This window comes from Serratia sp. K-E0102 (assembly GCF_029962625.1).
GTDB classification, from domain to species: domain Bacteria; phylum Pseudomonadota; class Gammaproteobacteria; order Enterobacterales; family Enterobacteriaceae; genus Serratia; species Serratia sarumanii.
Map to the genome: position 1 here is coordinate 3,020,332 of NZ_CP124754.1, position 16,270 is coordinate 3,036,601.

General features: G+C 59.1%; 11 protein-coding genes. 3 read left to right on the forward strand and 8 right to left on the reverse strand.

Features of this window, described 5'->3' with window-relative positions; genetic code table 11:
* Positions 1–4 precede the first annotated feature (4 nt).
* The 6 genes from SSARUM2_RS14495 to SSARUM2_RS14520 all read right to left on the reverse strand — a co-directional run bounded on the left by SSARUM2_RS14495 (position 5) and on the right by SSARUM2_RS14520 (position 8,830).
* The gene (locus SSARUM2_RS14495) at positions 5–2,185 is read right to left on the reverse strand and encodes a polysaccharide biosynthesis tyrosine autokinase (protein WP_033647729.1); all 2,181 of its coding nucleotides are present in this window, start codon (positions 2,183–2,185) and stop codon (positions 5–7) included.
* A gap of 27 nt (positions 2,186–2,212) precedes the next feature.
* Entirely contained in the window at positions 2,213–3,346 is a 1,134-nt protein-coding gene (locus SSARUM2_RS14500; RefSeq protein WP_033647730.1) for a polysaccharide export protein, read from the reverse strand.
* Between the two features lie 45 nt (positions 3,347–3,391).
* Positions 3,392–4,441, reverse strand: coding sequence for a UDP-N-acetylglucosamine--undecaprenyl-phosphate N-acetylglucosaminephosphotransferase (gene wecA, locus SSARUM2_RS14505; RefSeq protein WP_033647732.1), 1,050 nt, complete (start codon positions 4,439–4,441; stop codon positions 3,392–3,394).
* A 174-nt stretch (positions 4,442–4,615) separates the two neighbouring features.
* Positions 4,616–5,578 (reverse strand): NAD-dependent epimerase/dehydratase family protein, encoded by a 963-nt coding sequence (locus SSARUM2_RS14510; RefSeq protein WP_033634936.1) that lies wholly within the window; start codon positions 5,576–5,578, stop codon positions 4,616–4,618.
* A 180-nt stretch (positions 5,579–5,758) separates the two neighbouring features.
* Positions 5,759–6,664, reverse strand: coding sequence for a helix-turn-helix domain-containing protein (locus tag SSARUM2_RS14515; protein ID WP_282488497.1), 906 nt, complete (start codon positions 6,662–6,664; stop codon positions 5,759–5,761).
* Between the two features lie 771 nt (positions 6,665–7,435).
* Positions 7,436–8,830 carry a NarK family nitrate/nitrite MFS transporter gene (locus SSARUM2_RS14520; protein WP_033647734.1) on the reverse strand — a complete coding sequence of 465 codons (1,395 nt, stop codon included), beginning with the start codon at positions 8,828–8,830 and terminating at the stop codon, positions 7,436–7,438.
* A gap of 351 nt (positions 8,831–9,181) precedes the next feature.
* Here SSARUM2_RS14520 and narX point away from each other — a divergent pair, with 351 nt between their 5' ends.
* Together narX and narL are read left to right on the forward strand one after the other, a co-directional pair.
* A complete protein-coding gene (gene narX / locus SSARUM2_RS14525) occupies positions 9,182–10,966 on the forward strand; it encodes a nitrate/nitrite two-component system sensor histidine kinase NarX (protein ID WP_060438557.1) in 1,785 nt (594 codons plus the stop codon).
* 10 nt (positions 10,967–10,976) lie between these two features.
* Positions 10,977–11,627, forward strand: a complete 651-nt coding sequence (gene narL, locus SSARUM2_RS14530; protein ID WP_004934684.1) for a two-component system response regulator NarL — start codon at positions 10,977–10,979, stop codon at positions 11,625–11,627.
* Here narL and SSARUM2_RS14535 read toward each other — a convergent pair.
* Positions 11,624–13,135, reverse strand: coding sequence for a YchO/YchP family invasin (locus SSARUM2_RS14535; RefSeq protein WP_080377032.1), 1,512 nt, complete (start codon positions 13,133–13,135; stop codon positions 11,624–11,626). The genes narL and SSARUM2_RS14535 overlap by 4 nt on opposite strands.
* Before the next feature lie 429 nt (positions 13,136–13,564).
* On the opposite strand from SSARUM2_RS14535, the gene SSARUM2_RS14540 reads away from it, so the two are divergent.
* Positions 13,565–14,323 (forward strand): A24 family peptidase, encoded by a 759-nt coding sequence (locus SSARUM2_RS14540; protein WP_225369032.1) that lies wholly within the window; start codon positions 13,565–13,567, stop codon positions 14,321–14,323.
* 312 nt (positions 14,324–14,635) lie between these two features.
* On the opposite strand, the gene SSARUM2_RS14545 is transcribed toward SSARUM2_RS14540, so the two are convergent.
* Entirely contained in the window at positions 14,636–16,210 is a 1,575-nt protein-coding gene (locus tag SSARUM2_RS14545; RefSeq protein WP_060438556.1) for an ABC transporter substrate-binding protein, read from the reverse strand.
* Positions 16,211–16,270: the final 60 nt, after the last annotated feature.

The following is a 16,270-nucleotide window of genomic DNA, read 5'->3' on the forward strand; positions in this document are numbered from 1 at the left end:
CCGCTTACTCCCCTGCCTGCGGGCGTTCTTCCCGATGGCTTGGGTAGGCGAAGTTGTAATAGCTCATGTCGGTTGCCGCCTTCTTCACCATGCCGTTGAGGATCACGCCCTTGATCGTCACCCCATTCTGTTCGAAGCGGCGCATGCTGGTTTCGATCTGCTTGACGGTATTCACCTCAAAGCGCACCACCAGCAGCGAGGTGCCCGCGTGATTGCCGACGATCGCCGCGTCCGTCACCGCCAGAATCGGCGGCGTGTCGATCAGCACCAGATCGTAGTTTTGCCCGGCCCAGCGCAGAAAATCGGCGAAACGGCGGTGCATCAGCAGTTCGGACGGGTTCGGCGGCACCTGGCCGCGCGGCACGAAGTCCAGGTTGGCGATGGCGGTTTTCCGCACCGCCTGTTCCGCCGTCACGTTGCCCACCAGCATGTCGGACAGGCCCTGATGCCCATCATCCGCCAACCAGCGGTGCAGGAAGCCTTTGCGCATATCGGCGTCGATCAACAGCACCCGCTGCCCGGCCTGCGCCACCACCACCGCCAGGTTGGTGCTGGTAAAGCTCTTGCCGCTTTCCGGGCTGGCGCCGGAGACCATCAGAATGTTGTTTTTGGCCTCCATCATGGCGAAATGCAGGCTGGTGCGCAGGCTGCGGATCGCTTCCACCGACAGATCCGTCGGTTCGGCCACCGCCAGGATCGGCAAGCGCCGGCCGCCGGATTTGGGCAGCAAATGACGCTGCTCGCGGTTGCGCTTGACCTGCCACGGCGACAGCGGCACCGTGGCGTAGACGTTGATGCCCCGCTTCTCCAGGGTATCGATATCATTGATGCCGCGATGGAAAGCCGCGCGCAGCAGCACCACCGAGGCGGCGCCTCCCGCCCCCAGCAGCAGCGCCAACAAGACGATCAGCATCTTTTGCGGCTTAATCGGCCGGATAGCGGTTTCCGCTTCGTCGATGATGCGAACGTTGCCCACCGTGCCGGCCTTGCTGATGCTCAGCTCCTGCTGCTTGTTCATCAGCTGCATGTAAACCTGCTGATCCACCTGCACGTCGCGGGTGAGGCGCAGGATCTCCTGCTGCATTTTCGGCAGCGTCTGCACCTGTTTACCCAGCCGTGCCTTTTCCGCCTCCAGCGTGGCGCGCTTTTCCAGCAGCGCCCGGTAAGCCGGGTGCGCGCGGGTATAGAGTTTGGAGATCTCCGCTTCCTTGAAGGTCAGCTCATTGAGCTGGGCTTCGAGCTGCACCTGAGTATCCAGCACCGATTTGGCTTCCAGCGACAGATCCACCGAGTCGTTTTGCTGGCGGAACTGATTGAGCTGGGTTTCGGCATTGTTCAGCGAGGTTTGCGTTTGCGGCAATTGCTCTTGCAGGAACGCCAGCATGCGCTGTGCCTCTTCCGTTTTGCGGTCCACGTTCTGTTGCAGGTAGTTGTCGGTGATGTTCTTCAGCATCGCCTCGGCGCTCTGCGGATCTTCGCTCGGCAGCGTAAAGGCCATGATGCCGCTGTCCTTGCCGCCCGGTACCACGTCCAGGTATTTGCGCAGATCGTCCACCGCTTCTTGACGCGCGACTTTGACCACGGTAAAGCTGGCGCCCGGCGCCGCGTCCAGCGCCGAGACGGTCATGTTCCAACCGCCCTGCGCCACCGGCTGCCCGACCACGCCGCTGAACAGTTTATCGCCGTCATGGCTCAATTCGTAATGCTGCCCGTCGCGCACCGTCAGCGTCAGCGCTTCGCCCTGCATGTCCGCCGGCGTCGTCAGCGTGGTGATGTTCAGCACCGGCGGCTTTTCACCGCTCAACCGGGCAAGGCCTTTGCCGAACACCGGGAAATAGTCCGGGCTGACGCGCACCGTCAGGCCGAGGGCGTCCACCGTTTTGCCGAGCACGTAGCGTGACTTGGCCAGCGTCACCTCATCCTGCGTCGCCGAGCTTTGCCCCATCGTGCTGTCCAGCGTTTCACGCAGCAGCGAATCGCCGGACAGCTGCTTCTCCACCTGCACCACCGCCGTGGCCTGATACACCGGGGTGGCCAACAGGGCGTAGGCGACGCCCAGCACGCCGGCCAAACCGGTCACGACGGCGATCCGCCAACGGTTATCCCACAGCGGCCCGATCAGCCGCTCCCACTCCAGCTTTTCATCTTGTTCGGCCACCATCACGGACAGCGCATTGTTTTTCATCTTCTGTTCCTTATTCACCCTGCGGAGTTACCAGTTGCGCACGCGCAAGGTAGCCTCGCTGAGATCGTTAAAGCTGCTGATGGTCGGCACCAGCTGGCTGATCAAACGGTTCCAGCGCGCGATCGGCGCCGCAGTGACGTACACGACGTCGTAAGGTTGCAGCTGAAATTCAGCGCCCATCGCCAGCGCGCTGGCGTCGGAGAGATCGAACTGATACAGCGTCGCCAGCCGCTGCGGCGTTTTACCGCCGCTCGGCCGGATCACGAACACCCCGGTCGCATCCGCCACCGTCTGGCTGATCCCTTCGGAAGATCCGAGGGCTTCGGTCAGGGTCATGCCGCTGCGATCCATCTTCAGCGTCGCTTGCTTGCCCACCTCGCCCATCACGAACACTTTCAATTCGTCATTGCGCGGGATGTAGAGGATGTCGCCCGGCTGCAGCAGCGCGTTCTGGCTGATGTCGCCACGCTGCATCAACGCCTGCAGCGAAATAGCCCGCTCTTTGCCCTGATGGGTCAGCACCACGTTGCGCCAGTCGGCGTTGTCCGTCAGGCCGCCGGCGGCGTTGATCGCGTCCAGAATGGTCAACGGCACGTTGGTGATCGCCTGTTGGCCGGAGGTTTTCACTTCGCCGGTCACGTAGGCCTTCTGCGAACGAAAAGCGGCGATGCTGACGTCCACCTGCGGGCTTTCCACGTACTGCGCCAGACGGCCGGCGATCAGGCTGCGCACTTCGGTGACGGTCTTACCCACCACCGCCACTCGCCCGATATAGGGATAAAAGATCGTGCCATCTGCATGCACCCAGTTGCCGGTATCGCTGGCGCTGCGGTACTGCCCGGCCGGCGTGGTCAACTCGGGGTGATCCCAGACGGTGACGTTCAACACGTCGCCGACGCCGATGCGGTATTGATAGTTCTGCAACCGCTGATCCAGCGCCGGATTCGGCCGGGCGACCGGTTCTACGCGCCGCATTTTCTGCAGCAGCATCGGCGACATGCGGTAAACCTGCACCTGGTCATTCAAATCGAAATCGTCGTCCTGCTGTACGACGATGGCTTTTCCGCTGGTCGGTAAATGTGAGCCGGGGACCACCGTACACCCGCTCAACAACGCGGAGGTGAAGGCCAACGGCATCAAAAGGGGCAAATGAAAATTCATGGAAGTACCGTGATAAGCGGGCTGCTGCCGCAGCCCGTGAGGGGATTAACGGCCGACGGTCGGATTATCGCTGAACACCGTCGCCTGACGCGGTTCGCGCAACATGGCGAAATAACCGCAGAAACAAAACAGAAACGCCACCAGCATCAGGCTTTCCTGCAGCTGCAGCACTTCGCTGCAAATGCCGACGCAGGCCAGCGTCACCGCCAGCATGGTGCTCATCGCCAGCGCCTGGCGCGCATTGAGCCCGCGACGCATCAGAATATGGTGCAAATGATCGCGGCCCGCTTTGAAGGGGCTTTGGCGGCGCAACAGGCGGCGCACCATCACGGTCACCATGTCCATCAGCGGAATGGCGATCAGCCACAGCGCGGTGACCGGGCGCATTACCGCCTGCGGCCCCTGAGTCGCCAGCAACACCAGCCACAGCACGCTGAAGCCGATCACCATGCTGCCGGCGTCCCCCATAAAGATCTTGTTGCGCGCGCCGAACAGGCTCAGGTTGAACAGCAGATAAGCCGCCAGCGCAGCGATCAGGCCCAGGCACCACAGCGCCAGATCTTCCCGGCCGCCCAATCCGAACACGATGGCCAATGCAACGAAGGTAACGCAGGACAAAGCGCCCAGTTGCCCGTCGATGCCATCCACCATGTTGTAGGCGTTGATCGCTCCCCATACCGCCAGCGGCGTAAGCAGCAACGCGCCATAGCCGAGCATCACTTCCTGATGCCCCCAGACATAGCCCAATGAGGAAAGCTGCATCCCTGCCGCCAGCATCATCGCCAGCGCGATCCCTCCCTGCACCATGACGCGCGGCGCCACGGGCAGATCAAAGCGGTCATCCAGCACGCCCAACACCACCAGCGCCGTAATGCACAGCAGATAGACGGTGCTGTCGGGCAGCCAGGCGGGTTGCCACAGCGTCATCAGCATCAGCGTCAGGTATACGGCGATGCCGCCGACCAGCGGAATATGTCCCAGATGTTGCTTGCGCGCATTGGGCTTATCCACCAATCCCACCGTCAAGGCGGCCCGGCGGGCAATAAGCACCCAGGCGACCGCCAGCACAAATATCACGCTCAGTTGATATAACATCGTTCCTCCAGCGAATAAGCACGCTACCGCCCTTGAGTTACAGCTCCCAATGCGCTATTAACAAAAACAAAATTGATCCGGCCAGGATATAAGTCAGCATGAGTTAATCCTGAAAAATACAGATTTATCCGCTTGTCGGCGGAAATACGTAAATAACGTCAGCGTGCGGTTAAGTTATCTATCAGAAAACTCATGTTTAATGGTTCTTTCGATTGCCGAATCAAGTTCAACCGGCGCCACGAAATTATTTTGCACATTACTTTTAAATTGCGTTCTGGCGCAGAATTTCTGCACTCTGACGCGGCTGATTGGGAATTTTTTACGACTTATTTTACTCACGACATCCAATGCGGTCGCCCCGCATATGCCCACCACATAAGGAATGCGAATCGTCTTATTTTCTCTGCCCAGCGAGGAGGAAATAACGTCGACCAATTGATTCATCGTAAAGTCCGGTTTATCGACGTAGTTGCTGACCTGATAACTTGACTGCTGGTCCAACGCATGTTCCAGCCGCGCGGCAATATTTTCAACGTAAGCCATCGACTTCATATTATTGCCGCTGCCAATCATCACGAATCGGCCGCTGGCGATCTGGCGGAACAGGTTATACACATTGCCGCGGTTGCCTTCACCGAATACCACCGTCGGGCGGATGATGGTCAGTTTGTTTGCGCTATCCGCCTTGCGCCACGCTTCATAAACGTATTCCGCTTCGAGCTTGGACTTGCCGTAATGGTTGAAGGGATCGAAACGTCCCCCTTCATCGGTTTCCTGCTCGACGAACCCGTAAACGGCCACCGAGGAAGTGAAAATGATTTGGCGGATATTCAAGGCGGAGGCGGTCATGCAGACATGGCGTGCGCCTTCGACATTGACCTGATAATAGAGCGAAATAGGATCGACGTTGTCCTGATGCTCCGCCGCCAGATTAATGATGGCGTCACAGCCCGCCAGCGGTTCTTGCAGGGTCTGGGGCTGTGTCACGTCGCCATACTGATAGAGCGCCGGAAAATGCGCGCTGGGTTGCTTGTCAACGATGACCAACGTCAGATCATCGCGCGCACTGAGACGTTTTGCCAGGCGTGTTCCGATAAAACCGGAACCCCCGATAATAGCTACTTTACGCTTATCCATAATTTGTCACTCAGCAGGTTCTCATTATTCCTGTCACCTCGATGGAAACAGGACACTAATATGCGTTAGGTAATGAGTTCCAGACTGGACAAATCGAACCTGGCTTTCAAATAACAAATAATGAAATAAAAGATTTCATCAAATGTAAAATTATCGCTAAAGATAAAACCTCATTCAGCGCTAATTTTTAACATCGTAAGCAACTTGATATTGCAAGGTTTTGTTAGGCAATATGAGATTAATCCGACCTTTACCCGGCGTAGAAGAAGTCTCATATTTTACCGGCAACTTAAGCTGCCCTTGCTTGGGGTCGACACATTCGATGGTCGCCTGCTCCATGCTCTCGCCCTGGTACAGGCAGAGCAGGGTTTGCGGGCTGTTGGTATGGGGATTATTCAGCGTCAGCGTCAGCGTCAACACCACGCGCGTGTTGTTCTGAATATCATTGATCACCGGTGGACGAGTTTGGTTGCCGAGCACATATGAAAAATGTGAAATAACCAGCAACGAAGCGAATACCGTCAGGTATTTCACTACGCGGCTGGCGGGCATGCTGAAAAAGCGCCGCACCGTCGTCGACTTTTTTTCACGCGTGGGTTCATGGGCTGACTCTACCGTAGCAACAGGCGCAGCCACCAGCGTCGATTTACGCGGCTTATCTATTTTTTCATCGTTTGTTTCAGACGACTCACTTTCATTTTCAGAAAGTTCCGCTTGAATATCAACGCCAATATTTTCATCGCCATTTAATATATCATCATCAGCGTAGCCCTCATCCTCGGATATAAAGTGAAAAGCCGCTTGATTTTCCACCTTGTAACCCAAACGGGGAATGGTTCTGATAAGCGTATGTTCCGTGTCGCTAATTTTTTGGCGAATAGATTTAATTGTTTGATTTATCGTTGAATCTGAGCAGTAAGTTCCTTTCCAGATATTTTCTATAATTTCCGTTCGTGTAACCAGTTCTGGCGATCTGGCGACAAGCAGCGAAAGAATTTGATACTCCTTCCAACGCAGACGAAATTTCTCCCCGGCAGGAGTCAGAACATCGAGATTCCTAATCTTTATTCTTTTATCAAGATTCACTTTTAATTTCCTTAGCGTGCCTGTCCTGCACACTTTGTATAGAAATATCAAAAAATGTTCAAGAAATTAAATGTAAACTCAACAGGTTGCATTCATCGGATATTGGCCTTTATAAAAATTTTCTGATTTCATTTTTTACATTAGGCCTTATTAAGGATGTTCCGTTTACCCAAATGACTCTTTTTCCCTGCTGGCAACATGGATTTCTTTCATGGCTACCGTAAAATTCAAATGGTCACCTCATTGATTTAAAAAGGAAAAACTAGCGGCGTTGTTAGATTGTTAATCGAATAAAATTGTGAAATTTCATTCTTATCCGTGAATTCATTGTGTTTTTCCACCTAATCTGATTGTCAGATAGACTACAAAAAGCCGGAAAAAACAGAATGAGAGTTATCTGATTTAACCCCGTTACACATTCCACTCAGTGCGTGTAGCATCTATGACAAAACCCTATTACTGATTTTATAACAATCGCACTAATTATGCCTTACCGTCCCGGAAATTTCATTTAATCTGCGGAAAGATATTAACGCCTTAATGTAAGAATACTCTCAATAAAACGGAAAAAACGTACAAATAATATAATCCGTTTTGGCGAAAATATTCCCACATTGAGAGATAGTGCTATAAAAAAAGAAAAAAACGGCAAGCGGAGATGAGAATTTTACCTAAAGACAGAAAATTTCACTGAGGAGGCGAGGAGAGATGACTCGGAATGAGCGAAATATCCCTCCCCTGCCGGGAGGGATTGAGAAAGACGTTTGATACTCAGGCTTTTTTCTTGCGGCCATACACCGCCCAGGTGATCACCACGCACAAGATATAGAACACCAGGAATACTTTCATTGCCCCCGCCGGCGAACCGGTCAACGCCAGCGAGGTGCCGAATGCCTGGGGAATGAAGAAGCCGCCGGCGGCGCCGATCGCCGAGATAAAGCCCAATGCGGCGGCGGAGTCCGTCACCGCTTCACGCTGCGCGCTCTCGTCGCTGCCGCCGGCCGCTTTCACGCGATCGACAGTGATTTTACGGAAAATGACGGCGATCATTTGGAAAGTCGACCCGCTGCCCAGCCCCGCAGTGAGGAACAGCACCATAAAGATGCCGTAGAAGGCGATGAACGAACCGCCCTCACCCGCCGTCGGCAAGGTCAGGAACAGCAGCGCGGCGAATACGGCCATCACCACAAAGTTGATCAGCGTCACTCGCACGCCGCCGAAACGGTCAGACAGCGCGCCGCCGACCGGCCGCGCCAGCGCACCGAGGAACGGCCCGAAGAATGCGTAATGCAGGATCACGATGTCCGGGAATTGCGTCTTCGACAGCATGGCGAAACCGGCGGAGAAACCGATGAAAGAACCGAAGGTCGCAAGATACAGCAAACTCAGCATCCACAAATGCCCACGCTTGAGCACCGGCAGTTGCTGGCGCAACGAGGCTTTGGCCGCCGCCAGATCGTTCATGCCGAACCAAGCCGCCAGGGTGGCAACCAGCAGGAAAGGCACCCAGACCCAGGCGGCGTTTTCCAGCCACAGCTGCCCCCCCTCCGCCTGATTTTGCGCCGTGCCGCCAAACAGGCCGAACAGGCTGAAAGAAATCGCCAGCGGCGCGACCAGCTGCATGACGCTGACGCCCAGATTTCCTAACCCGCCGTTGAGCCCTAACGCGCCGCCCTGGCGCGCTTTCGGGAAGAAGAAGCTGATGTTGGCCATGCTGGAGGCAAAGTTGGCGCCGGCGAAGCCGCACAGCAGGGAAATGATGACGAACACGCTGTACGGCGTGCTGCTGTCTTGCACCGCGAACCCCAGCCACAGGCACGGCACCAGCAGGAAGCAGGTGCTGATGGCGGTCCAGCGACGGCCGCCAAACAGCGGGATCACGAATGAATACGGCACGCGTAAAATAGCGCCCGACACCGACGGCAGCGCCGTCAGGAGGAACAGCTGGTCGGTGGTGAAGTTGAAGCCCACCTTGTTCAGGTTGACCGCGACGGCGCTGAACAGCATCCAGACGCAGAAGGCCAGCAGCAGGCAGGGAATGGAAATCCACAGGTTGCGGGTGGCGATGCGATGGCCACGCTGCTGCCAAAAGGCGCTGTCTTCAGGACGCCAGTCCTGAATCAGCGCACCGGTTTTCTTTGATGAAGGCGTTGCAAGTTGCGACATAAAAACCTCAGACACGGGGGATCATTCTGCACACCCTAGGGGGCGGCCCCGGCGGCAAAGTTGATGTATATCAACCCGAATGCAAGTAGTTGGCGGCATAAATAGCGCCTTCATCCCCTTAGGGGTACGCCCCGAATAAAAATTAAATCAATTTAAATCAACGCATTAGAAAAAATCACGCCGCTACTCTCACCGCTTCACCGTCCCGCCGGAAACTAATGGGTACTTCATTCGAGGTATGGGGTTATGCTCAGGGATAATCAAAAATACGGCTGAATCGTTACTTGTTTACCCCGTCGCCGCCTTCTCCCCCTGAGTTTCAGCGGCGCCAAATGCCAGGAACCCGCGCTTATGAAACGCCTGTTGGCCCCGCTTTCGATCGTGAATCAGGTCGCCCTGCTGATGTTGCTGTCGGGCATTCTGGGCGTGGCCGGCATGGGGATTTCCGCCTGGATGTCGCAAAGCATTCAGGGCAATGCGCACGCCATCAACAAGGCTGGCTCACTGCGTATGCAAAGCTACCGCTTGCTGGCGCAGGTGCCGCTGGATGAACGGCATGAAGCGTTGATTCGCGAACTGGAGCGCGACGAAAACAGCCCCGACCTGCAGCGCTCGGTGGAGCAGGAAGGGTTGACACAACCTTTCGACGCCTTGCGCGACTACTGGCAACAGACCCTGCAACCATGCCTGCGCAGCGCGCAGCGCCCGGCCGACGCCGCGCCGCAGGTGGCGCACTTCGTGCAGCTGCTGGATAAGCTGGTGTCGGATATCGACAGGCAAACCGAGCGCCGCCTGCTGATGGTGACGCTGGTGCAGGCCGGCTTCATCGCGCTGACCCTGCTGCTGCTGATCGGCACCACCTGCTACCTGCGCCGCCGGTTGCTGCATCCGTGGCGACAGCTGGTAGAGATGGCGTTGGCGGTGGGCCGCGGCGACTTTAGCCGCCGCTTCGCGCAGCGCGGCCATCAGGATGAAATGGCGTCGCTCGGCGGCGCGTTGAACACCATGTCTGACGAACTGTCGGCCACCTACAGCGGGCTGGAGCAGCGCGTGGCCGAGAAGACCGCGGACCTGCAGCAAAAGAATCAGGTGCTGAGCTTCCTTTATCGCGCCAGCCGCCTGCTGCACGCCAGCGAGCCGCTGTGCAGCCGCCTGACGCCGCTGCTCAACCAGCTGCAAACCCTGACGCCGCTGCGCGCCATTCAGGTGCGACTGTATGAAAACGACAGCCGGGAACCGCTGCTGCAGCTGAGCGGCAACCAGCCGCTGCGGCCGGAGCATTGCCATAACCCGGTGTGCAGCGCCTGCCTGAACGACAGCGACTGCGAGCATCCCGACAATCCGTCGCTGAGCTGGAGCCTGAGCGACAAGCTCGGCGACTACGGCGTGATCGTGGCGCAGCATGCGCCGCAACAGCCGCTGAACGATGAGCACCGCCAGCTGATCAACACCCTGGTGGAGCAGCTGACCAGCGTGCTGGCCATCGAGCGTCAGGTCGACCATCAGCAGCAGCTGATGCTGATGGAAGAACGGGCAGCGATCGCCCGCGAGCTGCACGACTCCATCGCCCAATCGCTTTCCTGTCTGAAAATGCAAATCGCCTGCCTGCAGATGCAGGGCGAAACGCTCTCTTCCGCCAGCCAGGCGCTGGTGCAGCAGATGCGCGAAGAGCTGAACGGCGCTTATCGCCAGCTGCGCGAGCTGCTGACCACCTTCCGCCTGCAATTGACCGAACCGGGCCTGCTGGCGGCGCTGCAATCGACGGTGGCGGAGTTCAATCCCAAACTGGGCCTGACCATCAGCCTCGATTACCAACTGGGGCCACGCACGGTGCCGGCTTACCAGGCCATTCACCTGCTGCAGATCGCCCGCGAGGCGCTCAGCAACATCCTTAAGCATGCCGCCGCCAGCGAGGTGAGCATTCAGGTCATCAACAAGCGGGGCAAAGTGACCCTGAGCGTATGCGACAACGGACGCGGCCTGCCGGCCGAGACGTCTCGTCCCGACCATTACGGCTTGATCATCATGCGCGATCGCGCCAAGAGCCTGCATGGCCGCTGCGATATTTTACCGCGCAGCGGCGGCGGCACCGAGGTGCGGGTCAGCTTCACGCCGGATAACCACGCCATCGACTAACGGAGACACCATGACGACAGAAACCGCCGCCACAATCTTACTGATAGACGACCACCCGATGCTGCGCAACGGCGTAAAACAGCTGATTGGCATGGACGCCCGCCTGCAGGTCATCGCCGAAGCCAGCAACGGTGAGCAAGGGGTCGCGCTGGCGGAGCAGCACGATCCGGATCTGATCCTGCTCGACCTGAACATGCCCGGCATCAACGGGCTGGAAACGCTGGATCGCCTGCGACAGACCGACCTCTCGGGGCGCGTCGTGGTGTTCAGCGTGTCCAACCATGAAGACGACGTCGTCAGCGCGCTCAAACGCGGCGCCGACGGCTATCTGTTGAAAGACATGGAGCCGGAGGATCTGCTGAAGGCGCTGCATCAGGCGGCGGCCGGGCAGATGGTGCTGAGCGAAACGCTGACGCCGATCCTCGCCGCCAGCCTGCGGGAAAACCGCCCCAGCGCCGATCGCGATATTCAGCAATTGACGCCGCGCGAGCGGGATATCCTGAAGCTGATCGCCCAGGGGCTGCCGAACAAGCTTATCGCCCGCCGCCTGACCATCACCGAGAGCACCGTCAAGGTGCACGTCAAACACCTGCTGAAAAAGATGAAGCTAAAATCCCGCGTCGAGGCCGCGGTGTGGGTGCTGCAGGGTAAAAACGGTTAATCGCCGCCGTACAGCGGCCCGGTTTGCGCCGGGATCGGCGGCGGCGTCAGGGTTTTGATCGGCAGCAGGCCCGCATCATCACCGGCGGTCGCCGTCAGCGGCGGCGCCACTTTCAGCTCTATCCAGTTGGAGGTCACGCGCTGCTGCTTTTCGTCCTCCAGCGTGACCGACAGCCGGTAGCTGTTGGCGGCGCCCGGCGCGTCGTCCCACGGCGGCACGATCGCCGTCCAGCCCTGCGGATCGTTGGCGTTGTGCGGCGGCGTCAGGCTCAGCGCCTGCGTATCCCCCTGCCAACTGACGTGAGCGATGCCGTTCAACGCCTTGATTTCCAGCACCAGCGGCACGGTTTCCCCTGCCTGCAGGCTCCACGGCGGCGTGGCCAGGAACACCTGCAGCGTTTTGCGCTGGCGGAATTCCAGCACCGGCACGTTCTTGCGTTCGATGGGATCATAGCGGCTGCCGCGCAGCGACTTGGCCTGCGCCACATACTCCGGCGAAATCTGCTTCGCCAGCGGTACCCCGAGCCGATAGCTCAGCGCCAGTTCGACCTGATCCTGGCTCTGCCCGCCCGCGCCAATCTTATGCAGCGCCTTCATCGTCACCAGCGGCACCGGCGTGTAATTGAGCCCCAGCTGCATCGCGCGCGGATCGTTTTGTTTTTTGCCGCTGCCAAACAGATCGACATTATCGCCCAGATACTGCTCATAGCTGAGCGAACCGCCGATCTGGCGATAAAACGGCAGATAGCCTTGCGTCGTGATGTCGTAACCGCGCGCCGGACGGCTGAAAAACACGCCATCGCCGGGCTGTTGCGCCAGCGCCGACAGCGGGTAGTAATAGTTGGTGGAGAAACGCAGGTAGTCTCCCCAGGCTTCCGCGCCGACGCTGCCGCGATTGCGCTGCCGGGCGAAATCGCTGTCGAGCGCCGTGTTGTAACCCAGCAGCCAGTCGCCGACGATCCAGCGCTGCCCCAGCGCAAAATTGCCGAGCGCCCCGGCGCTTTGCTGCAGCCAGCCGATCTGGCTGTAGGTCAGCAATCCGTCGACGTCGTACAGCGGGCTGAATAACTGCCCGTTGCTGCCGGTAAAGTCCCCCTCACCGGTCATCTTCAGCGATAGCCGGGCGGTGCCCAGCGGCGACAACAGCTCCTGCGCCTGTTGCTGCAGCGTGTCGGCCGCCTGGCCGAGCAGGTAATCCTCGGCGCGGCTGCGCATCTGCTGACGGGAAACGTTATTCAGATCTTTTTCGCCAAACTGCTTGGCCATCTCGGCCCACTGCTTCTCGCGCGCGGCATCGTCGGGCGCACCGCCCAGCTCCGGCAAACTCTCGGCCGGATCCGCGGCTTGCCGTTCGGAAGAAATAACGGCGTCCGGCGCCGGCGGGGATTCGGCGCACACGGGCGCCGCGCCGGCCAGCCACACCAGCGGCCCGGCCAGCCAGGCCGCCCGGCGGCGGCGCCAGAGTCGTTTTTTGATTTTGATGAGTCCTGCCTGAATTTCGTCTTTCATGACACCGTTGGCCTCCCTCCCTCCTGGAGCATGCCAACCCACTGCTTTGCTGCCGCCTTTCCCGCGGCAGATCTGAAAAACCTTACGTCCCGGCCTGTCGGGGCGCCTCTCCCTTAAAGCCTAACGGCTTGACGAGCAGAAACAATAGGATAAACCCCAATCACCTCTCAGTGACGCCGTCACTTACGCCATTGGCCGCTCCATTCCGGCCGCTAGGTGAATTCACACCCTTTTAGCGCCGATTTTGCCGATAAAAAGCGCAGCAACCCACTGCTGCGCGCCACCGCGCATGGCATTGTATCACTCTGCAATACCTAAAGTGGCGATGCGCACGACTGCGCATTCCTCACAACCCACCGCATTTCACTCCGATGAAATACGCATTTTGCCGTTATTTTAAACATCTGTTTCACGACTGACGGAGCCTTGATGTTTCTTTTCTCACTGTGGCACGCGCTGTTTTTTACCGCGCTGCTGTCGGCAGGAATGGTCGCCTTCGCGCTCATCACCCGGCTGGAGCGAACGGCGGCCGTGCGCGCCAGCCCGCCGAGATTGCGCCGCCGCAGCCTGCTGCTGACGGCCTTGGGTGTGGCGTTGGCGACGCTGCCTTTCGTCCCGCCGGCAGCACACCGGCTGTGGTTACCGCCGGCCGCGGCGCTGCTGATCGCCCTGGCCTGGCTGGACTGGCGCCACCGCTGGCTGCCGGACCGGCTGACCCAGCCGCTGCTGTGGGGCGGGCTGCTGTGCAATCTCGACGCTCGCTGGGCGCCGCTGGACGATGCAGTTATAGGCGCCGCCGCCGGCTACGGGGCGTTGTGGCTGCTCAACGCGCTTTATCGGCAGCTGCGGCGGCGTAACGGCATCGGCCAGGGCGACTTCAAACTGCTTGCGGCGCTGGGCGCCTGGCTCGGTTGGACGATGCTGCCGCTGCTGGTCTGCCTCGCGGCAATGTTCGGATTAGGCATGGCCTTGGCGCGCGGCCTGCGCAACCGTCGCGCCTGGCGAACGCCGCAACCTTTCGGCATCGCCTTGGCGGCCGCCGGCTGGCTGTTGCTCTTGATGAACGCCGGCCAGAACGCGCCGGCGTTGTTCGGTGAGTTCTTCAGCGTCTCGATCAGCCGATTGAGCAATCCAGCCACTTCTGCCGTGCTGGCCGTTGCCGGATTGGCCCGTGGCTGGAAACCATAAAAACTGTTCCGGCGTCACAACCTCACCGGCGGCGAGCCAGGTTGCCGCGCGCTCCACTGAAACGTTTCCGTTATTGTCCATAATATCTCCTGAGGTGATGTGTCCGCCTCATTGCGGACAACCGCGGTGAAAGACGTAAACAACACCGCCTTTCAGCGCCAATTTATCAGCGCCATGTGAGCACGTTATGAAATTTCATTTTATTTCATCCTGACAAAACCTCTCACGATTCCAGGTTGCAGCAGCAAGCGATTTCACGCACGGGCGACCTTTGGTGCGATAGAAAGCTCGGCCAGGCGCGCGGCGTTGGCGCTACTTGCTGACCCGATCCAGATACAGCATGCTGTTGGCGATATCCAACCGGGCACCTTTGACGTTGTCGCGCAATGCCACCAGCGTTTGCCCCTGCAGCGCCACTACATAGGGCGAGCTGGCCTGCAGTTCCCGTTGCAGCGCGGCATAACGTGCGCGGCGCGCGGCGCTGTTGCCCTCTGCGGCCGCGGCACGCGTTTCCGCGCTGATGGCGGGAATGCCCCACTGGGTGCGCCAGGCCAGGGTTTTCGGCCCACCGGGCACGTTGTAGGCAAAGGCGCTGGCGTTGGTGTTCGGATCCAGGTAGTCGGCGCCCCAGTAGGTGAAGATCGCCTGAAAATCGCGGCCGCGCATCTTGCCCCACAGGTCGCTCTCCACCACCGGATGGATATCCAGCCGCAGCCCGGCCTGCGCGAAGCTGGCCTGCAGCGCCTGCGCGATGTCAGTGTACGGCGGCTGATTGATGACGATAAGATCGAGGCGCGTACCTTCGGCAATACCGGCATCGCGCAGGATCTGTTTGGCTTTGCCCACGTCGAGCGTAAACGGCCGATCGTCGAGCGCCCCATCCAATCCCTGCGGCAAGAAGGCCTGATGCACGCGATATTGCCCTTTCAGCAGTTGCTCGGCGATGCTTTGATAATCCACCAGCCAGCGCGCCGCCCGCCACAGCGCCGGATTGCCCAGCGCCGGGTTGTCTTTGCTGCCGGTGTTGAAACCGAGGTAATAGACCCGGGGCGCATCGGCCTGCTCGATGCGCACGCCAGACGCGTTGCGCAGCGAGTCGAACTGATCGGCGCCCAGATCGTAGGCCACGTCGGCATCTCCTTTCAGCAACAGCAAACGGCGGGTGCCGGCGTCGCTGACGTTCTTGAACAACACCGTTTTCAGCCGGGCCGGCGACGGCGCATAGTCGTTGCGGCCAAACAGCAGCGCTTCGTGCGGCACATAGTTGCTCACCCGATACGGGCCGCCGCCGGCGGAATGGCCGCGCAGCCAGGCATTGCCGTAATCCCCCTGCTGCGCGTGCTCGTTCAGCAGCTTTTCATCCACGATCGAGGCCACATTCGCCGTCAGCAGCCGCATCGCCAGCTCGCTGCCGATGTTGGCAGGCCAACTGAGTTGCACCTGGTTATCCCCCACCTTCTTCAAATGCTGCTCAACGTTATCCGGCGTCCAGCCAAACTCACCGAGAATAAACGACGGCGCCTTGTTCAGCTTCACCGCGCGAACCAGCGAGAAAATCACGTCTTCGGGCCGCAGGGGATTGCCGGAAGCGAAGCGCTGCTGCGGTTTCAGGGTAAAGATCAGGCTGTGGCCATCGGCGCCCGCTTGCCAACTGGCGGCGGCGTCCGGCGCCAGCGTTTGCGGCGCACCGCGATCCGGCGCCACCAGGCGCTGATAGAGATTGACCAGATTGGCCGAGCTGACGGTTTCAAAACTCTCAGCCGGATCGAGGCTGATAATGCCCTCCAGCGAACTGACCACCACCAAGGTGTCCTGCGGGGTGGCGGCCTGTACACCGAACGCGGTCGCCAGCGCGCCATACAATAAAGTTGGGATTAACCGTTTCATCGATACACTCTCCACTATCACGCGGTTGCGCTGTTTTTCGAGTGTAGGGGGTAAGAATTA